Origin of the sequence: Zunongwangia atlantica 22II14-10F7, from assembly GCF_002094855.1 — a bacterium.
GTDB lineage: Bacteria > Bacteroidota > Bacteroidia > Flavobacteriales > Flavobacteriaceae > Zunongwangia > Zunongwangia atlantica.
Map to the genome: position 1 here is coordinate 1 of NZ_ARYN01000021.1, position 22,405 is coordinate 22,405.

General features: G+C 35.8%; 23 protein-coding genes. 16 read left to right on the forward strand and 7 right to left on the reverse strand.

Annotated features, from left to right (window positions below):
* Window positions 1–87 precede the first annotated feature (87 nt).
* Window positions 88–1,302 carry a S41 family peptidase gene (locus IIF7_RS18135; protein WP_084843101.1) on the reverse strand — a complete coding sequence of 405 codons (1,215 nt, stop codon included), beginning with the start codon at window positions 1,300–1,302 and terminating at the stop codon, window positions 88–90.
* 233 nt (window positions 1,303–1,535) lie between these two features.
* Here IIF7_RS18135 and IIF7_RS18140 point away from each other — a divergent pair, with 233 nt between their 5' ends.
* The gene (locus IIF7_RS18140) at window positions 1,536–1,928 is read left to right on the forward strand and encodes a YkvA family protein (protein WP_084843102.1); all 393 of its coding nucleotides are present in this window, start codon (window positions 1,536–1,538) and stop codon (window positions 1,926–1,928) included.
* Between the two features lie 115 nt (window positions 1,929–2,043).
* Here the strand turns inward: IIF7_RS18140 and IIF7_RS18145 are convergent, their stop codons facing one another.
* The 4 genes from IIF7_RS18145 to IIF7_RS18160 form a co-directional block, all read right to left on the reverse strand.
* Window positions 2,044–3,048: an acyl-ACP desaturase gene (locus IIF7_RS18145; RefSeq protein ID WP_084843103.1), complete on the reverse strand. Its 1,005-nt coding sequence runs from the start codon at window positions 3,046–3,048 to the stop codon at window positions 2,044–2,046.
* A gap of 165 nt (window positions 3,049–3,213) precedes the next feature.
* The gene (locus tag IIF7_RS18150) at window positions 3,214–3,945 is read right to left on the reverse strand and encodes a metallophosphoesterase (RefSeq protein WP_084843104.1); all 732 of its coding nucleotides are present in this window, start codon (window positions 3,943–3,945) and stop codon (window positions 3,214–3,216) included.
* A 1-nt stretch (window position 3,946) separates the two neighbouring features.
* Entirely contained in the window at window positions 3,947–5,083 is a 1,137-nt protein-coding gene (locus IIF7_RS18155; RefSeq protein WP_084843105.1) for an ATP-binding protein, read from the reverse strand.
* 1 nt (window position 5,084) lies between these two features.
* Complete coding sequence (locus IIF7_RS18160) at window positions 5,085–5,834, reverse strand: SDR family NAD(P)-dependent oxidoreductase (RefSeq protein WP_084843106.1); 750 nt, start codon at window positions 5,832–5,834, stop codon at window positions 5,085–5,087.
* A gap of 164 nt (window positions 5,835–5,998) precedes the next feature.
* Here IIF7_RS18160 and IIF7_RS18165 point away from each other — a divergent pair, with 164 nt between their 5' ends.
* The 12 genes from IIF7_RS18165 to can all read left to right on the forward strand — a co-directional run bounded on the left by IIF7_RS18165 (window position 5,999) and on the right by can (window position 19,052).
* Window positions 5,999–6,808 carry a DUF4382 domain-containing protein gene (locus IIF7_RS18165; protein ID WP_084843107.1) on the forward strand — a complete coding sequence of 270 codons (810 nt, stop codon included), beginning with the start codon at window positions 5,999–6,001 and terminating at the stop codon, window positions 6,806–6,808.
* A 371-nt stretch (window positions 6,809–7,179) separates the two neighbouring features.
* Window positions 7,180–8,184 carry an AAA family ATPase gene (locus IIF7_RS18170; protein WP_084843108.1) on the forward strand — a complete coding sequence of 335 codons (1,005 nt, stop codon included), beginning with the start codon at window positions 7,180–7,182 and terminating at the stop codon, window positions 8,182–8,184.
* An 87-nt stretch (window positions 8,185–8,271) separates the two neighbouring features.
* Window positions 8,272–9,138 (forward strand): DUF58 domain-containing protein, encoded by an 867-nt coding sequence (locus IIF7_RS18175; RefSeq protein WP_084843109.1) that lies wholly within the window; start codon window positions 8,272–8,274, stop codon window positions 9,136–9,138.
* 10 nt (window positions 9,139–9,148) lie between these two features.
* The gene (locus tag IIF7_RS18180; RefSeq protein ID WP_084843110.1) at window positions 9,149–10,807 is read left to right on the forward strand and encodes a DUF4381 family protein; all 1,659 of its coding nucleotides are present in this window, start codon (window positions 9,149–9,151) and stop codon (window positions 10,805–10,807) included.
* Window positions 10,807–11,811, forward strand: a complete 1,005-nt coding sequence (locus IIF7_RS18185) for a vWA domain-containing protein (protein WP_084843111.1) — start codon at window positions 10,807–10,809, stop codon at window positions 11,809–11,811. The genes IIF7_RS18180 and IIF7_RS18185 overlap by 1 nt, the downstream gene beginning before the upstream one ends.
* An 8-nt stretch (window positions 11,812–11,819) precedes the next feature.
* On the forward strand, window positions 11,820–12,863 hold the full coding sequence (locus IIF7_RS18190) for a VWA domain-containing protein (protein WP_084843112.1): 1,044 nt from the start codon (window positions 11,820–11,822) through the stop codon (window positions 12,861–12,863).
* Between the two features lies 1 nt (window position 12,864).
* Window positions 12,865–13,779 (forward strand): tetratricopeptide repeat protein, encoded by a 915-nt coding sequence (locus IIF7_RS18195; RefSeq protein ID WP_084843113.1) that lies wholly within the window; start codon window positions 12,865–12,867, stop codon window positions 13,777–13,779.
* Between the two features lie 48 nt (window positions 13,780–13,827).
* Window positions 13,828–15,612, forward strand: coding sequence for a BatD family protein (locus IIF7_RS18200; RefSeq protein WP_084843114.1), 1,785 nt, complete (start codon window positions 13,828–13,830; stop codon window positions 15,610–15,612).
* A 2-nt stretch (window positions 15,613–15,614) separates the two neighbouring features.
* Window positions 15,615–16,364, forward strand: a complete 750-nt coding sequence (locus IIF7_RS18205) for a tetratricopeptide repeat protein (protein ID WP_084843115.1) — start codon at window positions 15,615–15,617, stop codon at window positions 16,362–16,364.
* Window positions 16,365–16,440: 76 nt separating this feature from the next.
* Window positions 16,441–16,728 (forward strand): hypothetical protein, encoded by a 288-nt coding sequence (locus tag IIF7_RS18210; RefSeq protein WP_084843116.1) that lies wholly within the window; start codon window positions 16,441–16,443, stop codon window positions 16,726–16,728.
* Between the two features lie 101 nt (window positions 16,729–16,829).
* Window positions 16,830–18,401 (forward strand): SulP family inorganic anion transporter, encoded by a 1,572-nt coding sequence (locus IIF7_RS18215; RefSeq protein WP_084843117.1) that lies wholly within the window; start codon window positions 16,830–16,832, stop codon window positions 18,399–18,401.
* 18 nt (window positions 18,402–18,419) lie between these two features.
* Window positions 18,420–19,052, forward strand: a complete 633-nt coding sequence (can, locus tag IIF7_RS18220; protein ID WP_084843118.1) for a carbonate dehydratase — start codon at window positions 18,420–18,422, stop codon at window positions 19,050–19,052.
* 53 nt (window positions 19,053–19,105) lie between these two features.
* Here can and IIF7_RS18225 read toward each other — a convergent pair whose 3' ends face one another.
* On the reverse strand, window positions 19,106–19,648 hold the full coding sequence (locus tag IIF7_RS18225; protein ID WP_084843119.1) for a CvpA family protein: 543 nt from the start codon (window positions 19,646–19,648) through the stop codon (window positions 19,106–19,108).
* A gap of 31 nt (window positions 19,649–19,679) precedes the next feature.
* A complete protein-coding gene (locus IIF7_RS18230; RefSeq protein WP_084843120.1) occupies window positions 19,680–20,117 on the reverse strand; it encodes an RDD family protein in 438 nt (145 codons plus the stop codon).
* 56 nt (window positions 20,118–20,173) lie between these two features.
* On the opposite strand from IIF7_RS18230, the gene IIF7_RS18235 reads away from it, so the two are divergent.
* From IIF7_RS18235 to pheS, 3 genes are all read left to right on the forward strand, one after another.
* Window positions 20,174–20,530, forward strand: coding sequence for a hypothetical protein (locus IIF7_RS18235; RefSeq protein WP_084843121.1), 357 nt, complete (start codon window positions 20,174–20,176; stop codon window positions 20,528–20,530).
* Complete coding sequence (locus tag IIF7_RS18240; protein WP_084843122.1) at window positions 20,531–21,223, forward strand: hypothetical protein; 693 nt, start codon at window positions 20,531–20,533, stop codon at window positions 21,221–21,223.
* 89 nt (window positions 21,224–21,312) lie between these two features.
* Window positions 21,313–22,332, forward strand: coding sequence for a phenylalanine--tRNA ligase subunit alpha (gene pheS, locus IIF7_RS18245; RefSeq protein WP_084843123.1), 1,020 nt, complete (start codon window positions 21,313–21,315; stop codon window positions 22,330–22,332).
* Window positions 22,333–22,405: the final 73 nt, after the last annotated feature.

Here is a 22,405-nt window from a genome sequence, read left to right on the forward strand (position 1 = left end):
TGCTTTTCTCGATAATTGAGATTGTAAATTCTAAGCATTGCCTCGAATTATGGACTAATTTTCTAATGAATATTTCTTGGATTTGCTTTAAGGTAGTTTGTTAAATTCCACGATCTGGTCGATCCAATTCGAAGTGTTTTGCAAGTAAAGATCTGGCGTGATTCCCTTGGTTTCATATTCGTGTAAATTATTGTTTTCATGTTTGGTTGAAAAACTAACATTAAAGCCTAAACAGTCTGTTTTTGCTGAAAAAGATTTATTTCCATAGCCATATTCCAACATACCGCGAGAATTTTCGCCTGCAATGATGCTTCTTTTATCTTTTTTTAGCTGAAGAGCAACAAGCTCGGCTGCACTGGCAGTTTTAAAATTGATAAGCACAAATATATGTTTGATATTATCGTTTTTTTGAAGTGATTTTATAAGTGGTTCTGCCTGTTTTATAGCACCACCACCATTGTTTCTTAAATCGATGATCAGGTTTTCTTTGTTTAGATTTTTAAGATGATCTTCGTAAAAAACCTGTGCTTCTTTCATCAAATTTCGGGTTCTGCTTAGAGTTTTGATGCCTATATAATCAAAGTCGGTATTTATTGATCTAAAATTGAAATTCTGTTCGTGATTTACATGAAAAAAGTATTGATTTGCTCTGTTCCAAAAAGTACCCTGAATTCGTCCATTTTCGATTTTGATGTTATTTTGATACGAAAGAATTCCGTTTGCGAAAAACTCGAAGATTTCGAAGCTTCCATCTTCGGTTTTGTTGATTTTCAGCCTTATTTTTCCTTTTTTCCATCCTTCCGAAGCCGATTTTAAAGTGATGCCAAGCCATAAACTATCGCTTTCTTTTTTAAGGAAAATTTTATCGCTGCCGGCATGATAAATTCCGGAGATATTATCTTCAATTTTGGTAGTGTCGATGCTCTTTTTGTAAGTCGGGATATTTTCAGCAAGATCTTCTAGAAACTTATAAACCTGGTTGTGGCGATCTTTGATAAATGAGACATATTTTTGCAAATACCCGGCACAAAAGTATTCGCTAAGCTCATCTTGTTTAATTTTAGCTATAATTTTTTCTTTCCATTGCTGAAATTCTTGTTCTCTATCTTCTTTTTTAATCTGAATTTTATAGCTTTTTGAATGCTGAATTAATTCTGAAACCTCTTCTAATGCTGAAATACAGTTGCAAGCCGAGTTTTGCCCAAAAGCGCTAAAACTTCCGAAGAAAAATAGCATGAGAATTAAAGATTTTTGAATGTTTTTTGAAAAATGAATATTCTGGATATTGATTGATAATGCCATAATGATGTACTTAATAATGAAGTCTAAAAATATCGAATAATGACTTTTGGTTGGCGTAAATAAATCTAACGGGTGATTTTATAGGATGAAATTGGTGTTTTTTACAACCAATTTTTAAAAAGCCTGATTAAAAAGCTAGGATTTTAGATTTTACGGAGTCTTAAAACAATGATAACTTCTGTACTCATCTGCTATAATTTTTATAATTTGGAGCTTCAATTAAAAAATCAACAATGAGCATTTTCAGTAAAGATACTATCGAAGAAGAACATAAAAAGAAACAGGAAGATTTTCAGGAAGAGGATGTAGAAACGGTTCTTGAAGAAGAGGAGAAAATTAAATCGAAATTTGAGAGTAAAAATGCTTTAAGACGATATTTTGATGATGCGCAATTATTGTTTAATCTGGTAAGAGATTATGCAAGCGGTGAGTATCGTGACATTCCGTTTAATATTGTTGCGGCGGTAGGTGCTGCTTTATTGTATGTGTTGTCGCCAATCGATTTAATTCCAGATTTTATTCCAGTAATTGGATATTTAGATGATGCTGCGGTAATTGCTTTTTGCCTTAGTTTGATCGAGAGAGATCTTGCGGCCTATAAAGTGTGGAAAGATTCGAGATCCTAGAAAATAAAAAGTGTTCAAAAAATAAGAAAGTCCGCTGCGAAGCGGACTTTTATTTTTACTCGATTATCGAGATTAATTTCTAATGGTTTTTCCAAAGTTTGTTTTTGCTCTGTAATTAGATAATTCCGTTTGGTTCTACCCATTTAAATTGATATTCGTCTTTTGGGATTGCAATACGGTCTGCAACTCTCGTCATTCTATCTGGTAATTTCATCAAGTAATCACGAGCTTTTTCAGCTTCATCTGTAAGTGCTCTCATTTTATCGATCTCCCAGTATGCATTTAGTTTTTTAAGAATTTCGATATAATCGTAAGTGGTATAAACGCCAAGACGTTGCGCTGCATTCGAGAAATTCTCGAAAGCCTGAGCAATACCTTCTCCACTTTCTCTTAAGAACTGTGCTGGCATAACGATCTTTTTCTTCATCATATCGTGAAACGCCAACATCATTTCGCTAGGATCGTGCTCAAAAATAGTTTTCACGAATTCGCGATAAGCCATATAATGGCGCATCTCGTCTCCTGCGATGATATTGCACATTTTTCCCAGCATTTTATTTCCTTTTTTCTTAGCTAACTGTCCCACGCGCTTGTGAGAAATATTTGTTGCTAATTCCTGAAAACTGGTATAGACAAAGTTTTTATAAGGATCTCTACCGGTACCAATGTCAAAACCATCATTAATTAAGTGCTGAGTGGTTTTTTCGATCTCGCGCATATTTACACGGCCAGATAAGTAAAGATATTTGTTAAGTGTATCACCGTGACGGTTTTCTTCACCCGTCCAGTGTCTTACCCATTTAGACCAAGGGTTTTGTTCACCATCGGCACGGCGTTGCTGGTCTACACCTTCTACATCCATAAGCCAGCTTTCGTAAGTAGGCAGGGCTTCTTCAGTAACCATATCTGCAACCAACACTACCCAGAAATCATAACCTAATTCTTTCGCTTCTTCACGTATTTGTTTTACGTGCTCTAATCCTTCTTCCCCTTGTAGATTAGGCAAAAGATCTGTTGGTTGCCAAATATCATCGACGGGAATCAGATATTCGTCAATAAAACCATCTACTTTACTTTCGATAGTTTTCATCACTTCAAGTCTTATGTTTTCTAGGGCCATTATTTTTGTATGTTACTGTAAATTAAGAATTTTTATCTTATTTACAGAGTTGTTAGCAATATAAAATGCAATAATCATGCTAGTAATTAATCTACTAATACACGGTTTGCAAATTAAAGGGAAATACATTGAATTACAAAGTGCTAAATGTTTTGAGCTATTAGTTTAATTTCTACCGTTCTCATTTGGATATAAAGTATGCACAGGATCACTTTGCCAAACCTCTTTTGTATCTACTTCTAGAGCAGAGATGCATCCTTTAAAAGCTGCACCGGTATCTACATTCCAGATGCTGGCCTTATTTACCGGTAAAGTCTTACCAATCCTGGTAACCGGTGTGTGGCCAATAAAAATTTCATCAAAAATTTGTAGTCGTTTTGGGTAAAAATCACTGTCTTTTTTTATTGCAGGATCTAAAGCAATTACCATTTCCCACAACGTACGATCCCAGTAAAATCCGGTGTCATAATATTCATTTTCGGGTCCGTGTAAATTAGTAAAGCCCGCATGCACAAATAATCGATTTTGGTCATCTACGTAATAATTTTGCATTTCAGTAAAGAAAAGCATGTGTTGTTTTATTTCTTCAGAAGATAATTTTGCGTAGCCATCGATGCTGCTTTGCCCTCCGTGAATAATCCAGCGATCTGTCATCGTTCCGTTTTTAAGGTACTGATGCGTAAGATCGTCGTGATTGCCTCGCATAAAAATACAATTGAAATTTTTATTAAGTGCTATTAAATAGGAAACCACATTTGCTGAATCGCTCCAACCATCTACATAATCTCCCAGGAAAATGATTGTATCTTCTGCAGTTATTTTAACCTTTTCGTGTAGTAATTGTTTTAATGCTTTTAATCCCCCGTGTATATCGCCAATGGCTAGCGTTCTACCCATGCTAACTGTATTTTACTTTTCTTAAAATTCGTGTACTTTCTTTATAATAATGATAGGCCTCGCTACTGTATTTTTTTAGGAATGGTTTTGCCTCTTCTAATTTTTCCATCGCTTCGCCGAAGCCGTTAAGGTAACAAAGCAAATAGGTTGAAGGTAAGTTTTTAACATCCTTTCGCTGGTTTTTAGTAAGTGGTAACAGTTTTTTTAGACGCTCTAAAAGCATGTTATTACTATTGTAGATATGATAAAGCGTATTTTTATCAAATTGTGGCGGCTCGAATACTAATTCACTTTGGATCTCGTAAGTAGCGTTATCTTTAAAGTGAATGGTGACTTCTTCTAAAGGATAATAGCGATAGCTATTGGGAACACCAAGATGAACATACTCTAAGATTTTAAAACTGTTAGCATCTGAAGAGATACTTACTTCATCTAAATCTGAATAAAATAATTTTACCTGCTCGTTTATTAAAGCAATATCTACCCGGCTAAAATAAACCTCACCTTTTGCATATTTTTTCTTTCCTGCCCAGCAAACCACAAAATATTCTTTAAAAACCTGATAGGTTGGATTTAGTTTTTTGTGATGATTTATAAAATCGAAAACGCCGTTTAAGGTTAATTCGATGTTGTTTTGTGCGTGTTTTTCAATCGAGGCAACAACTTCAGAATTTTCATCTTCAATTTTAATATCAAAATCTTTGGGCATACTTATGCTGCCGTCTCTAAGAAAGATCGATCCCCCGTAATACTTCCATATATTTTTCCGCAGGGAACATATTTTTCCATTATTTGGGCGAATAGTAACTAACCCAACCACCAAATGATCTGGAAGATGAGGAAACGGAATATTCTCGTACATCACTTTGGGTGGATTGCTTAAATAGGCATTAATTAGATTTTGGATTTTGCTATCATCAAAAAAATCGATTCCAATAATCTGGTTATCCTCATCTTTAACCCCAATAACAATGTAGGAGTTGTTTTTGGGGTTAGAGTTTGCCAGTGCGCAGATATGCTTTAGAAACTTTGCCTTCCCTTCTTTTTCGCTAATGTTAAGTTGCAGCTTTTTATCATAAAAACTGTTTTCGTCATTATGCGCCAAAAGGTTTTTAATAAGAAGGCGTTTGTTAATCATATCATTGCTTATCTACAATAGTGCTGCTGGCCTGCGCGGTGCACATCACCATTAAATCTGCAATATTAACATGGTAAGGCCTTGTAACCACAAATCGAATAATATCTGCAATATCTTCTGGACGTAAAGCTTCAAAACCCTGATATACTTTTTTTGCTTTCTCGCTATCTCCTTTAAACCTAACTTCACTAAATTCGGTTTCTACCAATCCGGGGTTAATTGCGCCAACGCGAATTCCCTTTCCGTTAAGATCGATTCGCATCCCTTGGTTAATGGCATCTACGGCATGTTTGCTGGCGCAATACACATTTCCGTTAGGATACACTTCTTTACCAGCGGTAGAACCTATGTTTATAATATGTCCAGATTTTCTTTCGATCATTCCCGGGATTACCGCTTTGCTTACATATAGCAAGCCTTTTACATTAATGTCTATCATCGCTTCCCAATCTTCTATGGCTCCGTCTTGGATTGGATCTAAACCATGTGCATTTCCGGCATTGTTAATTAGAATATCGATATTAGAGAAATCTGGAGGTAAATTTTCGATCTTTTTAAAGACTTCTTCTTTGTCACGAACATCAAAGCTTAGGCATAATACTTCAGTTTTTTTACCAAGCTCTTCTTTAAGTTCATTTAAACGTCCTTCTCTTCTTCCGCAGAGAATTAAACGATAAGCTTCACCGGCTAAAGCTCTGGCCGTTTCTTTTCCTATTCCACTTGTTACTCCTGTTATTAAGGCAGTTTTCATTACAAAAATTTTTGAAGTCTAATTTAAGAAAGTATTTACAAGTTTGGGGGTAAAGTATAGCAATAAGACTTATAATCTTGTTAAAATGAGTTAAGGAATATTAAAGTTGAAAATGAAATAAAATTCGCGCCGTTATTTAGCCTGAATAAACCAAATCTATTTTTATGAGAAAGCAATTTTTTAATTTGAAATTTTTATGTCTGGCTGTTTTTACGGGGCTTACCTTAAGCTCGTGTAGTGATGATGAATCTGGAGCGGCCGAAGGGGATGCCAGAATTTCGGTAAGAATGGTAGATGCGCCAGGTGATTATGATGCTGTTTATATCGATGTTGAAGAAGTTAGAGTACAAACAGGTACTGAGGTTGAAGGCGACGAAGACGAAGGATGGGTAACTTTAGATACTGAAGCCGGAATTTATAACCTACTTGAACTTACTGGTGGAGTATCACAATTATTAGCAGACGAAGAAATTGAAGCCGGATACGCTGGGCAAATTCGTCTAATTTTAGGAAACGATAACAGTGTTGTTGTAGATGGTAACGAGTATCCACTGGCAACACCAAGCGCACAACAATCTGGTTTAAAACTAAATATTAACGAACAGCTAGAACCTGGAGAAGAGTATTTTTATATTCTAGATTTCGATGTAGATGAATCGATCGTGACTCAGGGTAATGGCGGGTTTAGTCTAAAACCTGTAATTAGATTATCTGTAGAAGACGATGCAGGAATGATCGTTGGAGAAGTTCATCCTTCAGAATTTAGAAGTTTAGTAACCGCAACAAATGCTTCTTATAGTATTTCTGCTTACACAAATGAGAATGGTGAATTTGCACTTTACGGAGTGCCAGAAGGAACTTACCAGATAACTGTTGTAGCAGATCCAATCTCTGGTTTAGATCCAATTACAATGGATAATGTGGTGGTAGACGACGATGAAACAACAGATATAGAGACTTTGTTTCTGGAATAATGAAACATCTTAGGTAAAAATGCTTATTAAAAAGGCGCTCTAAGAGCGCCTTTTTTTATTTTTTTTGAATTCATGTTATTTTGAAAGTTTCATAAAGAAGCACAGTGAGTGGTGTGCTTTTTGAATGATTTTGGTCGATTTTAGATGTTTTTTGAAAGAATTTTTAAAGAAAATAGAAATTTTACAAATTGGTAAAATTTTACTTTTAAAAAATATTAATCACTGATACACAATAGAATTTACTGCATTCCGTTAAATTTATGCTTAAAACAAATAACGTAGATTGTTGAATACCCGAAAGTTTAATAATATTGAATTTGCTACGACCGCAGTATGGTTGTATATTCACGTTTTAAAATCTAATTAGAATAATGACAGATAATCAATCTTCTTTAGATATCGCCAGTCTAAATGAAAAAATTGAAAGAGAAAGTGCTTTCATAGATGTGCTAACGGCAGAGATGAATAAGGTGATCGTAGGGCAAAAGCACATGGTAGAGCGTTTACTAATAGGTTTATTGGGGCAGGGACATATTTTATTAGAAGGTGTTCCCGGGCTTGCAAAAACCTTAGCAATTAATACGTTATCTCAGGCTGTTCATGGGTCTTTTAGTCGTGTTCAGTTTACACCAGATTTACTTCCCGCAGATGTTATAGGTACACTTATTTATAACATGAAGATAAATGACTTCAGTATAAAAAAGGGGCCTATTTTCGCTAATTTCGTCCTAGCAGATGAGATTAACCGTGCACCTGCAAAAGTACAATCGGCTTTACTGGAAGCCATGCAGGAAAAGCAGGTAACTATTGGTGACGAAACTTTTAAATTAGATAAGCCGTTTTTAGTAATGGCAACGCAAAACCCGGTAGAACAGGAAGGAACTTATCCTTTACCAGAAGCCCAGGTAGACCGTTTTATGCTAAAAACCGTGATCAAATATCCACAATTAGAGGAAGAGCAATTAATTATTCGTGCTAACCTTAAAGGAAGTTTTGAGAAGGTAAACCAGGTGGTTAATATAGAGCAAATCTTAAGAGCTCAACAAACGGTAAGAGAAGTTTATATGGACGAGAAGATCGAGAAGTATATTCTTGATATTATTTTCGCAACTCGTACTCCAGAGAAATACCGTTTAGAAGATTTAAAACCCTTAATTAGCTTTGGAGCTTCACCTCGTGGTAGTATTAACCTGGCAACTGCTGCAAAATGTTATGCATTTATAAAGCGTAGGGGATATGTGATTCCTGAAGACGTTAGAGCCGTTGTTTACGATGTTTTACGCCACAGGATAGGAATTACCTACGAAGCTGAAGCCGAGAATATAACTTCTGAAGATATTATTGGTAAGATTGTAAACGAGATCGAAGTGCCTTAAAGAAACACTCCCGCTTTTGCCGGGAATTTCTTTTTTAAAAGCCTGAAGTCTAATCCCGTTTTTGGTCATTTTTCAATACCATAATTAATGGATACCAAAGAGTTACTTAAGAAAGTTCGTAAGATCGAAATAAAAACCCGTCGCCTTAGTGATCATATCTTTGGCGGTGAGTATCATTCTACCTTTAAAGGAAGGGGAATGACCTTTAGCGAAGTGAGACAATACCAATTTGGCGACGATGTTCGTAATATCGATTGGAATGTTACGGCACGTTATAGCGAGCCTTTCGTTAAAGTTTTTGAAGAAGAGCGAGAGCTTACCATGATGTTGGTGGTAGACGTTTCAGGGTCTGAATTTTTCGGAACTCAAAGTCAGTTTAAAAAAGAAGTGATTACTGAAATTGCGGCGACCTTGGCATTTTCAGCAACGCAAAATAACGACAAGATTGGTTTGTTAATGTTTTCAGACCAGGTAGAGAATTATATTCCGCCTAAAAAAGGAAAATCTCACGTTCTTCGAATTATAAGAGAATTATTAGAGTTTCAGCCCAAAAGCAAAAAAACTGATATAGGATTAGGTTTAAAATACCTATCTAATGTAATGAAGAAGAAAGCCATTGTTTTTGTGCTTTCAGATTTTATGGGAGATGATTATCAGCAAACTTTAAAAATTACCGGGAATAAGCACGATCTTACAGGAATTAGAGTTTACGACCAACGAGAGAAGGAAATTCCTAATATTGGATTGGTACAAATGTTGGATGAAGAAACCAACGAATATATTACCGTAAATACAGGTAGCAAAGCGGTTAGAAGAAGTTATACTGAATATTATCTGGATCGAGTAAGATATTTTGAAGAAAGCTTTGCCCTTAGTGGAGCAGGAGTTATTAATACCAGGGTAGACGAAAGTTATGTAAAGAAACTTTTAGGGTATTTTAAAAGAAGAGGCTAAGCATTTAAAGATGAAGAAAAATCAATTGTTAGATTCTATTTATAAAAAACATACTTTAAAAAAGCAATTACAGGCAATAATGATTATTGCAGTGGCTTTTTTTGCTTTTCCTGTAATGGCACAGGAAGCTCAGGTTTCAGCAAGTATCGATACCGCCAGGATCAAAATTGGTGAGCAGATTCTATATAAAATTAATGTGGAAACAGATTCTATCAATCTGGTAGTTTTTCCTGAGGGGAATACTTTTTCACCATTAGAAGTTGTAGAATCATTAGGAGCAGATACTTCCAGAGTTCAAAATAGATTTCAGCTTTTTAAGGAATATACACTTACACAGTTCGATTCTGGTTCGTATACCATTCCGCAGCAAAGAATCATTATTAACAATAAGCCTTTTTTAACCGATTCTATGCGTGTTGAGGTGGCCGATGTTGCTGTAGATACTACCCAACAGGAAATGTATCCCATAAAACCATCTGTAGAAGTGCCAAAAAGTTTTGCTATCCCTGCCTGGGTTTGGTGGCTTTTACTCATTTTGGTGATATTGGGCATTTTAGCCTTCTTTTTTATAAAACGAAGAAAAGAAAAAGCGCTGGAAAATAAATTGCCGCCATACGAGCAGGCGATGAAAGATCTGGAAGACCTGGATAAAAGTACGCTAATTGAAAACCGAGAAGTTAAAGAATATTATTCAAGGTTAACCTATGCAGTTAGGCGTTATTTAGATGAAAAAGTTTATGATCGCGCTATGGAAAGTACCACAACCGAGTTGATAAGCTTTCTTGAAATGCAACAAAAATCTGGAGTGCTTCATCTACACGGTAAAACTTTAGAGAATTTAAAGCAAATATTGCAAAGAGCCGATTTGGCGAAATTTGCCGGTTCGCGCCCAGATGTGATCACCGCAAAAGAAGATCGTAACAAAACCCGAATGATTATTAACGATGTTAAATCGTCGATGCCAGAGCCTACCGAGGAAGAGCTAATGCTAGACGAAGAATATCGCCAAAATAAACTTTCTAAAAAGCGTAAGAAAAGATTGATTTTGGGTGTTTCAGGTGGTGTTTTAGTGATTTTTATTGCCTTAGCGGTTTTAATTAGTTCTAAAGGTTTGGATTATGTGATCGATACCTACTGGGGGCATCCAACTAAAGAATTATTAGAAGGTGAATGGATTAGAAGTGAATATGGCGCTCCCGCTGTAGCGATTACCACTCCAGAAGTTCTGATAAGACAGGAAATGGAGTTAAGCGAAGATGCTACCCAAACCTATGCAGATGCACAAATGTTTGCTTTTGGTAGTTTGGTGAGCAATTTTTACACCAGTTTAAGTACCAGAATTTTTACAAAGCAAGATCAATTTGATCTTAAGACGGGTGTAGATGGTGTGTATAAAGAATTAGAAAATCAGGGAGCTCAAAACATTGTGATGAAACAGGAAGAGTTTACCACCATAAATGGCGCTAAAGGGGTAAAGGTGTTTGGAACTTTAGAAATGAAGAATCCTGTAAATGATGAAATTCAGCCTAAAAAATATAGTATCCTGAATTTTGCTGAAAACGGTGGTTTCCAACAAATCACTGTAATTTACGATGCAGAAGATAGCTATGCTGAAGAAATCTCTGGAAGGATCATCAATTCAGTAGAACTTATAAAATTGACTAATTAATGTTTGCGAATTTCACTTTCGAAAATCCTGAGTTTTTCTGGTTGTTTATTTTACTTCCGGTGGTGATCGCATGGTATTTCTGGAAAAGAAATCTGCAAACTCCGGCATTAAGAATGTCGAGTATTCAGGGATTTAAAGCTAAATCCAGTATTTTAGCGAAGTTAAGGCCTGTTCTTTTTGTGTTAAGAGTTTTGGCGCTCGCTTTGCTTATTATAGCATTGGCAAGACCAAGAACAGTAGATGTTTCTACGCGTACAAATAGCACTCAGGGGATTGATATTGTTATGGCAATAGATGTTTCGGCCAGTATGTTGGCAAGAGACCTTCAGCCAAACCGTTTAGAAGCCTTAAAATCTGTAGGAGAAGAATTTATCGAAGATCGTCCTTCAGATCGTATAGGATTAGTGCTTTATTCAGGAGAAAGTTTTACCAAAACACCAATTACCAGTGATAAATCTGTGGTGTTACGTGCGCTTGGCGATATCGAGTTCAATGAGATTTTAGAAAGCGGTACGGCAATAGGTTCTGGTTTAGCGACTTCAGTTAACCGTTTAAAAGATAGTAAAGCTGAAAGTAAAGTGATCATTTTACTTACAGATGGGGTAAATAATTCGGGTTTTATCGATCCAAAAGTGGCTAGTGAACTGGCAAAAGAGTTTAATATTAAAGTTTATACCATTGGGGTTGGTACTAATGGAATGGCTTTAACTCCAGTTGGGATAGCGCCAAATGGAGGTTTTAGATTTGGTAACCGCCAGGTAGAGATCGATGAAGATTTGTTACAGCAAATTGCAGACGAAACAGGAGGTAAATACTTTAGAGCTACCGATAACGAGAAGCTTAAAGAAATTTATGATGAGATCGATCAATTAGAAAAAACCGAAATCGAAGAATTTAAGTATACCAATTACGACGAGAAGTTTCGCCCATTTGCATTATTAGCAGGTGCGTTGCTGTTATTTGAATTGTTATTAAGATATACCGTATTTAGAAGTTTTATATAAAGCTTAGGATGTTAGTATTTGAAGAAGAAATATATTTTTGGCTGTTTTTAGTCATTCCGGTAGTTTTACTACTTTTCGTTTTCCTATTATTCTGGAAACGAAAAGCGCGTAAGAGTTTTGCCAGCGATGAGCTTTTACAAAAATTAGCTCCAAATAAGTCGAATTTTAAGCCTATTCTTAAAGTTATTTTGGCTTGTATGGCTTTGGCCTGTTTAGTGGTTGCTTTGGTGAATCCCAAAATGGGAACTACGATGGAAACTGTAAAGCGTGAAGGTGTAGATATCGTTTTTGCGATCGACGTTTCTAAAAGTATGGATGCTGAAGATATTGCTCCAAGCCGAATTGAGAAGTCGAAACAGCTGGTAAGGCAGATCCTAAATGGATTGGGAAGCGATCGTGTTGGGATTATTGCTTATGCCGGTAGTGCTTTTCCGCAGTTACCAATTACTACAGATTATGCCGCTGCAAAAATGTTCCTTCAGGCTTTAAATACAGATATGATTAGTTCACAGGGAACCGCCATTAGTGATGCGATCGACCTGGCAACTACTTATTATGATGACGACAATCAAACAAACAGAGTGTTGTTTATTATAAGTGATGGTGAAGATCACGAAGGAAATGTAGAATCTATTGCAGATGAAGCTGCAGAGCAGGGAATTAGAATTTACACCATTGGAGTAGGAACCGAGAAAGGTGGCCCAATTCCTATAAAAAGAAATGGAGTAATTCAGAATTATAAAAAAGATCAAAACGGGGAAACTGTAATTACAAAACTTAATCCGGCTACACTTCAGGAAATAGCTTCAGAAGCTAATGGAGAATATATAGAGGGAAATGTAACTGCCAACGTAACTGAAACGGTACAGGATTTGTTACAGAACATAGAGAAAACAGAATTTGAAGCAAAACAATTTGCTGATTACCAATCACATTTTCAGTGGTTTTTGGCGCTTTGTTTTATCTTTTTGTTTTTAGATGTATTTCTATTAGAGAGAAGTACTGCATGGATTAAAAAGCTTAATTTGTTTAACGAAACAAAAAAGGATTAATATGAGGACTGCTAAATTGACATTTGCGCCAAGCTCGTTTTTCCTGATTTTAGCTTTGCTTTTTTCTGTTGCTATGAATGCGCAACAGGCAGATGAGGAAGAACGATTAAAGAAAGAAGCAAATGCTTACATGAATGAAGCCGAGGAAGCTTTAGGTGAAAACGATTTTGCAAGTGCAGAAGCTGCGTATAGAAAGGCCATTGCTAAAGATCCTTCAAATACCACGGCTAAATATAATATGGGAAATCTTTATTATAATCGTGAAAAATCTGGCGAATCGCAATCCAGATTTGTAGAAGCAAATAAGGTTTCTGAAAGTAAGGAAGATCGCCATAGGATAAATCATAATCTAGGTAATTCTTTTATGAAGCAAAAAAAGTATAAAGAAGCTGTAGAAGCTTATAAAAATGCTTTAAGAAACAATCCCACAGATGATGAGACACGTTATAACCTGGCCTTAGCCAAGAAAAAGCTGGAAGAAGAACAGCAACAAAACCAGGATAATCAGGATAATCAAGACAACCAAGATAATAAAGATCAAAACGAAGATCAGAAAGATCAGGATCAGGATAACCAGGGAGATAAAGGAGAAGATCAGGATCAGGATGGTAAGCCAGAAGATAAAGGCGATAACGAAAAGCAAGATCCAAAGGACGGAGAAGGAGATCAGGATAATGAAAAGCCCCAGGATCAAAATCCTAACGAACAAAATAAAGGAGAACAGGATCAAAAAGATCAAAAAGGAAACCCCGATCAGCAAAAACAGCAACAGCCTCAACCTGCACAAGGACAGCTTTCGCCACAACAGATTAAGAATCTGCTTGAAGCTATGAATAACCAGGAGGAAAAGACACAGGATAAAATGAATGCTGAAAAAGCTAAAGCGGTAAAAACCCGATCAGATAAGGACTGGTAGACTCCTAAATTTTACTAATTAGATCTAGATTAGAATTAAGGTTTACAAATGAAATTAAAGTTAATAGTATTAAGTCTGTTTCTATTTACTACCTCACTTCTTTCTGCGCAGGTAAAATTTACCGCAGAAGTTAGCCGGGAGCAGATTGGAATCAACGAGCGTTTACGTGTTGATTTCAACATGAATAAAGACGGTGACAATTTTACCCCACCATCTTTTACCGGTTTTAAAGTAGTTGGTGGTCCCAATCAGCAGGTTAGTAATAGTTGGGTAAATGGGAAAAGTACTTTTTCTAAAACCTATAGTTATTACCTGGAGCCAAGCGCTAAAGGAACAAAAACCATTGGTCAGGCCGAGGTTACTGTAGAGGGTACGGTTTATAAAACATCACCGGTTACGGTAGAAGTTGGGGATGCCGTAGAACGTCCCCAGGATGGTAATAATGCTGCTATAGTTCCAGAAGATAATCTTCACTTTGTAGCAGAAGTCTCTAAACCAAACCCGTATCTTAATGAAGCTGTAACAGTAACCTATAAGCTTTATGTAAGTGAGCGAATAGGGATAAGTAATTTTAGAATGTTGGATAATCCAACGTTTCCAGATTTTTGGAGTCAGGCTTTAAATATGAATAGTTATAGGTTCGAGCAGGGAACATATCGCGGGGAGCCTTATCGCTATGCAGTAGTCTATAAAACATTGTTATATCCTCAAAAGACAGGAAAGTTAGAGATAGATCCTGTTGCTATTTCAGTAGCTGTAGATGTTCCCAGCCAGCGAAGAAGCATTTTTGGAGGTGTTATTTATCAAACCGTCGAAAAACGCGTAACTTCTCCAAGTAGAGAAATCGATGTGAAGCCGTTACCAAGCCAGGGGAAACCTGCAAATTTCACCGGTGCTGTTGGTAGTTTTGAGTTTAGTGTAGATCCTAGTAAAACAACTTTGGATGCGGGCGAATCGCTTACAGCTTCAGTAAAAGTTAGAGGTCGCGGTAATTTGATGCTTTTTGATTTACCAGACCTTACTGTCCCAAGTTCTTTGGAGATTTATGAGCCAGAACGTAAAGAGAATTTCAGTTCAACATTAAATGGAACTCAGGGAAGTCTTACCGAAGATTATACGATAGTACCAACACGTAAAGGAAAATATCCAATACCGGGATTAAACTTCTCGTATTTTGATCCAAGATCTGAAACTTATAAAAGTATAAGTACAGATGATATTGTGATCGATGTAGAAAACGGTCCTGTAGGAACACCTGCAACATCTGGAAGTACTACTAATAGTGATAGCGGCGTAGTATCTAGTAATAAGCAGCCGGTAACACTTAGTGGTGACCAATTTAGATATATAAAGCTAGATGCTAATTTAAAGCCCATAAATTCGGCTTCATTTTTTGGTTCCTTGTTGTTTTGGGCGCTGTTAATTCTGCCGCTTTTAATTATTCCGTTAGTGATTATTTTTGGTAAAAAACGAGAAGCCAGAGCTAATGACGTTACAGGAAACCGAATTAGAAAAGCTGATAAACTTGCCAGAAAATATCTATCTGAAGCCAGAAAAAACCTTGGTGAGCAACAACAATTTTATATTGCTCTAGAGCGTGCAATGCATAATTACCTTAAAGCAAAATTGCATATCCAAACCGGGGAGATGAGTAAAGAAAGAATTAGTGAAATTCTTTCTGAAAAAGGAGTAGACCAGGAAACAACAGCTCAGTTTATCGAGATTCTAAAAAGTTGCGAATTTGCAAGATATACGCCGGCATCTATGGTAACCATGAAGCAGGATTATGATAAGGCAGCCAATGTAATATCAACCTTAGATAAACAATTGTAATTATGAAAAAGATCTTTTTAATCATACTGGTTTTTTGCACTACAATTGGTTTTGGGCAAAATGAAACACTTTTTGAAGATGCAAATAAAGCCTATGCAGATGGTAATTATGAAGAAGCTATTACCAGTTATGAGAACATACTGAATAAGGGTGAAGCTTCTGTTTCTTTATACTATAATTTAGCGAACGCTCATTATAAATTAAATCATATTGCGCCAAGTATTTATTATTACGAAAAAGCACTTCAGCTGGCACCAAACGATTCAGATGTAAAGAATAATATTCAGTTTGCCAGGAATATGGCGATGGATGATATACAAAGCGTAGAACGCACCGGGATTTCTAAAACTATAGACAATTTAATTGCAACCTTTAGTTTTGATACTTGGGCTATGTTCGCAATTGGTTTTATGTTAATATTCGTTATTTTATTCCTCTTTTATTACTACGGAAGAAGTACACTTGTAAAACGTATTTTCTTTATTGGATCCATGCTTTCAATTTTACTTTGTATAGCCTCAATAATATTTGCATTTAGCCAGCAAAACATTCAGTTAAATAATAATTATGCGATTGTTTTTGCTGAAGAAGCCGGTGTTAGAAGCGAGCCGAACTTACGGGGAGAACCTTCTTTTTTACTTCATGAAGGTACCAAAGCTAAACTTTTAGAGAACTATCAGGAATGGTATAAAATTGAAATTGCTGATGGTAAACAAGGCTGGACTTTAAAAGAAAACCTTAAAGAATTATAAGATTCGATCTTTTTGGGCTAATTTATTTTTTAACAAAGTAAATACAGCCAGTTGCAAAATTTCATACTTTTATAGTATGAAAGTGATCGCATATATCTTTGCCCTAGTATTCCTGGGGTTTATTGCTATACCTTCTATTGTAGCAATTGTGGACGATGATTTAAATTGTTCACAGGTTTATACCGTTAATGAGGAAGAGAATAAAAGCGAAATTAACTTTCAGCTTAAATTTACCCAGCACGAAGAATCAGATTTCTTAGTAGCAAATTTTCTGTTTGGCGTTGATGATACTGTGTATGATTCCCGCCAGAATTATCACAATATTTTTATTGATGTAACCTCCCCACCTCCCAAATACCTATAAATTTTGAGGTCGAATTTTATCGAAAATCGACAAATTAAAGGAAGATTTAAAAACGGTCTTTTCAAGAAAATTAGTTTCTAAGATCATCAAAATTAAGGTATATGTTCAAGAATTTAAATAAAGATTTACCGGCAAGTCTTGTGGTATTTTTTGTGGCTTTACCACTTTGTTTAGGTATTGCCTTAGCAAGTGGAGCACCAGCATTTTCTGGGCTTATTGCCGGGATTATAGGGGGAGTTGTTGTAGGATCTATTAGTGGATCGCAGCTTGGTGTAAGTGGGCCAGCAGCAGGTTTGGCTGTAATTGTATTGGGGGCAATTGCTTCGTTAGGTTTCGAGAGTTTTTTAGTAGCGGTAGTTATTGGTGGAGCAATCCAGATTCTATTAGGAATTTTAAGAGCCGGAGTTATTGGATATTATTTTCCATCTTCAGTAATTAAAGGAATGCTTGCCGGAATTGGAATTATTATTTTTCTCAAACAAATTCCGCATGCGTTTGGATATGATTCTGGGCGGGAAGGAGATTTTTCTTTTTTTCAGCCAGGAGGAGAAAATCTTTTATCAGAATTATTAAATATGTTAGATCATATTTCTCCAGGTGCGATTATAGTAACTTTGATTTCCTTGGCTATTTTGTTGGTATGGGAAAATGTACTGATAAATAAGAACAGAATGTTTACCATTGTTCCAGGACCTTTAGTTGCTGTACTGGTAGGAGTAGTATATTTTTTATTAACTCGTAATACAGAGATCGGGATTGCTGAAGCTCATTTGGTAAAAGTTCCGGTGCCAGAGAGTTTTATAGATTTTACCAGTCAGTTTAGCTTTCCAAAATTTAGCGCAATTACAAACCCACAGGTCTGGATAACCGGGATTACTATTGCAATTGTGGCTAGTTTAGAAACTTTGTTATGTGTAGAAGCATCAGATAAATTAGATCCTTTTAAACGGGTTACACCCACCAATAGGGAGCTTGTTGCGCAAGGAACTGGTAATATTATTTCAGGATTAATAGGTGGTTTGCCAATCACTCAGGTAATTGTAAGAAGTTCTGCTAATGTACAATCTGGAGCGGTAACTAAAATGTCTGCAATTTTGCATGGCTTCTTTTTATTACTTGCTGTGCTGGTTATTCCGGTGTTACTTAATATGGTTCCGCTTGCGGTACTTGCCGCTATTTTATTTCTGGTAGGGTATAAATTAGCAAAACCGGCTTTATTTGTAAAAATGTATCGACTTGGTAAAACCCAATTTTTACCATTTATAGTAACCATTATCGGAATTGTCTTTACAGATCTTCTAATAGGTATTGGTTTAGGTTTAGCGGTAGGAATAGTTACTATTTTACTGAATAGCTATCGTAATTCTCATTTTCTTCATAAAGAAGAAGTAGATTCAGATCTTCATATTTATAAAATGGTTCTTGCTGAAGAAGTTACTTTTTTGAATAAGGGAGCTATAAACAGAGAATTACATAGTTTGCCGAAGGATTCTCAATTAGAGATCAATATAAAAAACACAAAATTTCTGGATTATGATATTCTTGAAATCTTAGATGAATTCGCCGTTCATGCGACAGAGAAGAATATTACAATCACCATAGTAACAAAAAACGGGGAAGTTGTAAACCCTGAAAGTTATTCGAAATTTTTTATAACCAATGCTAATGCTTAATTTTAGATAAAAATAGAGATGGAATTTTATAAACAGATTTTAGAAAACAACAAGGAATGGGTTGGTAGTAAGCTAAGCTCAGATCCAGAATTCTTTAAACGTTTAGAGAACGGGCAGCAACCGCCATTACTTTGGATAGGTTGTGCAGATAGTCGTGTGCCTGCAAACGAAATTATTGGTACGCAGCCAGGAGAGGTTTTTGTACACCGTAATATCGCCAATATGGTAATTCATACAGATATGAATATGCTTAGCGTTTTAGATTATGCCGTAAATGCACTTAAAGTAGAGCATATTATTGTTTGTGGCCATTACGGATGTGGCGGAGTTAAAGCGGCTATGGGAAATCAATCTATTGGTTTAATCGATAATTGGATTCGCCACATAAAAGATGTTTACAAATTGCATACAGAAGAGCTTGAAGCTATCGAAGATGAAAAAGAACGTTGGGATCGTTTTGTAGAATTAAATGTAATAGAGCAGGTTTACGATCTTGCTGAAACATCAATTCTTCAGAATGCCTGGAAAAATGAGCAAAAAGTAGTGATCCATGGTTGGGCTTACGGTGTAGGTACCGGTCTTGTAAACGATCTTAATGTTCATTTAAGTGGAAATGAAAAATTAGATGAGGTTTATAGATTAAACTTCTAATTTTATATTTTTTGTGCGGAAAGAGAAGAAGCCTTAGGGCTTCTTTTTTTGTTTTATAAATCGTCGTTTTCTGGCTCTTCTGTGTTTTCAGGATTCCAGATATCGCGCTCTTTCGCTTCTTTTAGTATAGTAGGTAAAATTGTTGGGGCAATAATTGCAACGGGCCGGTAAAGTACAGATTCCTCTATAGTTTGGTCTTCAACGATATCAATTTGCTCTTCTGTAGCTTTAAAAAACATAATTACCACACTTGCTAAAAATGCAAGCTTTAAAAGGCCAAAAGCGCCTCCCAGTATTTTATTTACCATTCCTAATGCGGCAAGATTAGCCACTTTGGTAAGAAATTTTCCGGCTAAGGTGACTAAAAACAAAATGAGAATAAAGGTGATTGCAAATGCAAACAGATTGGTCGCACCTTCATCCCAGTTAACATACTTTGCTAAAAAATCACTTAAAATATGGCTAAAATAGATGGCGCCATAGATCCCCGCAATTAAACCAACAAGTGCGGCAATTTCAGCAAAAAGTCCGCGAAAAAAACCACGTATTAATCCGTATAATAAAACAATTCCCAGAATGATATCGATGGTGTTCATGTGCTTTTATTTGGTCTATTGGTAAATTGTTTTAATATTTTGTTACAGTTGTTTTCGCCCAAATATCACCCAGTCTTTGATTTTTATCTGAAGTTTTTATAACCACGATAGCAATTAACCCGAAAAAGAACATATCTATTGGGTCTAAGAGATGCCTTTTTAAAGACTGCCCAAAACTTATTTTATTAGCATAGCCAGACAATGTTATAGGTTTTAAACTAACAATAGAATTGCCAACGGTAGCACCAAACCAGTTTTCCAGGCAAACAATAAATAGGAACCAGAATAGTACGGGGATTAAAGCAGGCAAGCCGTTTAGATGATAAGTATAATCGTCATCTTGTGTGCCTAAAGTAAAAACAAGCAAAAAAGTAATTAAGTATACTATGCTATAATCGATAAAACCGGCTAAATATCTTCTGCCAATATATTTAGGTTTTGTTTCTTGAAGGGCTTCAAAATCTTGCATGTTAAGGATATCTAATCAAATATAAATAATTTGCTTGCAAAACCTATATTTGCAGCATGGCAAGAGACGAAAAATTAAAAGAGCGCTGGGAAGACCTTCAGCAAAAATTAGCAAATCAATTTGCTGATGGTGAGGTAATGGAATTAGATGCCGTGATCTATATGATTGGTGTGCAGGAATTGGGACAATTGCACCGAAGATTTAAAAAAGATCAAAAAGTAGATTTAATGCATATTGCTATTTGCAGGCTATTGGAGCCTTATGGTTATTATGAGTTCGATTATTTTGATGATGATGGCTGGCCACATTATAAAGTTTTAGAGCAGCTTCCTAATCTAAAAGCCGGTGAGCAAAGTGTTTTAATGAAAGAAGCTATTGTACAGTATTTTCTTGAAAAAGAATATATTTCTTAAATGAACGCATTGCTGTTTTTGGCTGAATTTCCCAATGATTCTGGGCCAGTTTATACTGAAACGGTACAGGGAAGATTTCCGGTAGAACCTTTTAATACCTTCAGTAATCTTTTCTTTTTAGCGATAGTGATTTACTTTTCTTATCGCGTTTATAAAAATTACAAAGCACAGTTGTTTTTAAGCTTTGCTTTACCCATATTATTTATAGGCTGGCTTGGCGGAACCATTTATCACGCCACCAGAAGTCACGAAATCTGGCTGTTAATGGATTGGGTTCCTATCGATATTTTATGTATAGTGGCTTCACTTTATTTTGCTTCTAAAGCCAGTGCTAAAAAAAGGCAGGTTGTTGGTTTAATGATTTTGGTGCTTTTGCTGGTTTTGGGCGTACGTTTTATTCCGTTTAGAACTCATGGGCAAACCTACTCGTACATCGCAACAGCTATAGGTTTGTTGCTGCCTATAGGTATTCATATCTATCAAACCAGATTTAAACATTCTAAATTTATGGCTTTTGCCGTGCTTAGTTTTGCGGTGGCGATAAGTTTTAGGGCTTTAGATAGGTATATTCATTTTTATATGGGAACACATTGGTTGTGGCATAGCTTTGGTGCTTTTTCAGTGTTCTTTTTAATGAAGTATATTTTTCATGATGCCAAAACTTCACAGCTTTTAAATCCAGACTTTAAATAAGTCTTTTTCTGCATTTGGTTTTATCGGTTTTTAATAAGGACTATGGGCGTAAATTTTTATAAATTTGCCTCCTTATAAGAATTGTATCTATGATTGATAAGATTAAGGAGCATATTGCTGATGTTAAAGCGTTTAAAGCTTCAACAAAAGAGGAGATCGAAAATTTCAGAATAAAATATCTTGGTAAAAAAGGTATTCTTAATGGCTTTTTTGCTGAATTTAAGAATGTTCCTAACGAACAAAAAAAAGATTTTGGGCAAACAATAAACGAACTTAAAACTTCTGCGCAGGTAAAAGTAGATGAGTTAAAAGAACAATTAGAAAGCCTGGAAGAGGAAAAAGGAATTTACGGAGATCTTTCGCGCCCATCTGAGCCGCTTGAGATTGGTTCTCGTCATCCTATTTCTATAGTTAAAAATCAAATCATAGAGATTTTCTCTAATATTGGCTTTAATGTTTCTGAAGGACCAGAAATCGAGGACGACTGGCATAACTTTACCGCATTAAACTTACCAGAATATCACCCGGCAAGAGATATGCAGGATACGTTTTTTATTCAAACAGATCCTGATATTTTGCTAAGAACCCACACGTCTTCTGTGCAGGTTAGATATATGGAAGGTAATAAGCCACCAATTAGAACAATTTCTCCTGGAAGAGTTTTTAGAAATGAAGCTATTTCTGCACGTTCTCACTGTATCTTTCATCAGGTAGAAGGTTTATATATCGATAAAGACGTTTCGTTTGCAGATCTTAAGCAAACACTTTTATATTTTACTAAACAGCTTTTTGGAAAGTCTAAGATTAGATTAAGACCATCTTATTTCCCGTTTACCGAGCCAAGTGCCGAGGTTGATATTTATTGGGGATTAGAAACAGAAACCGATTATCGAATTACCAAAGGAACGGGTTGGTTAGAGATTATGGGCTGCGGAATGGTAGATCCTAACGTGCTTAAAAATTGCGGTATCGATCCAAAAGAATATTCTGGTTTTGCATTTGGGATGGGAATAGAACGTATTGCCATGTTGCTTTACCAAATTGGTGATATTCGTATGTTTTATGAAAACGACGTGCGATTCTTAGAGCAGTTTAAATCTTCCATTTAATCCTGAATAAGGATTTTATGAATTTGTTGAGAGAAGTCTAGCGGTAAAACTACGATCTTAACAACAAAAAGAA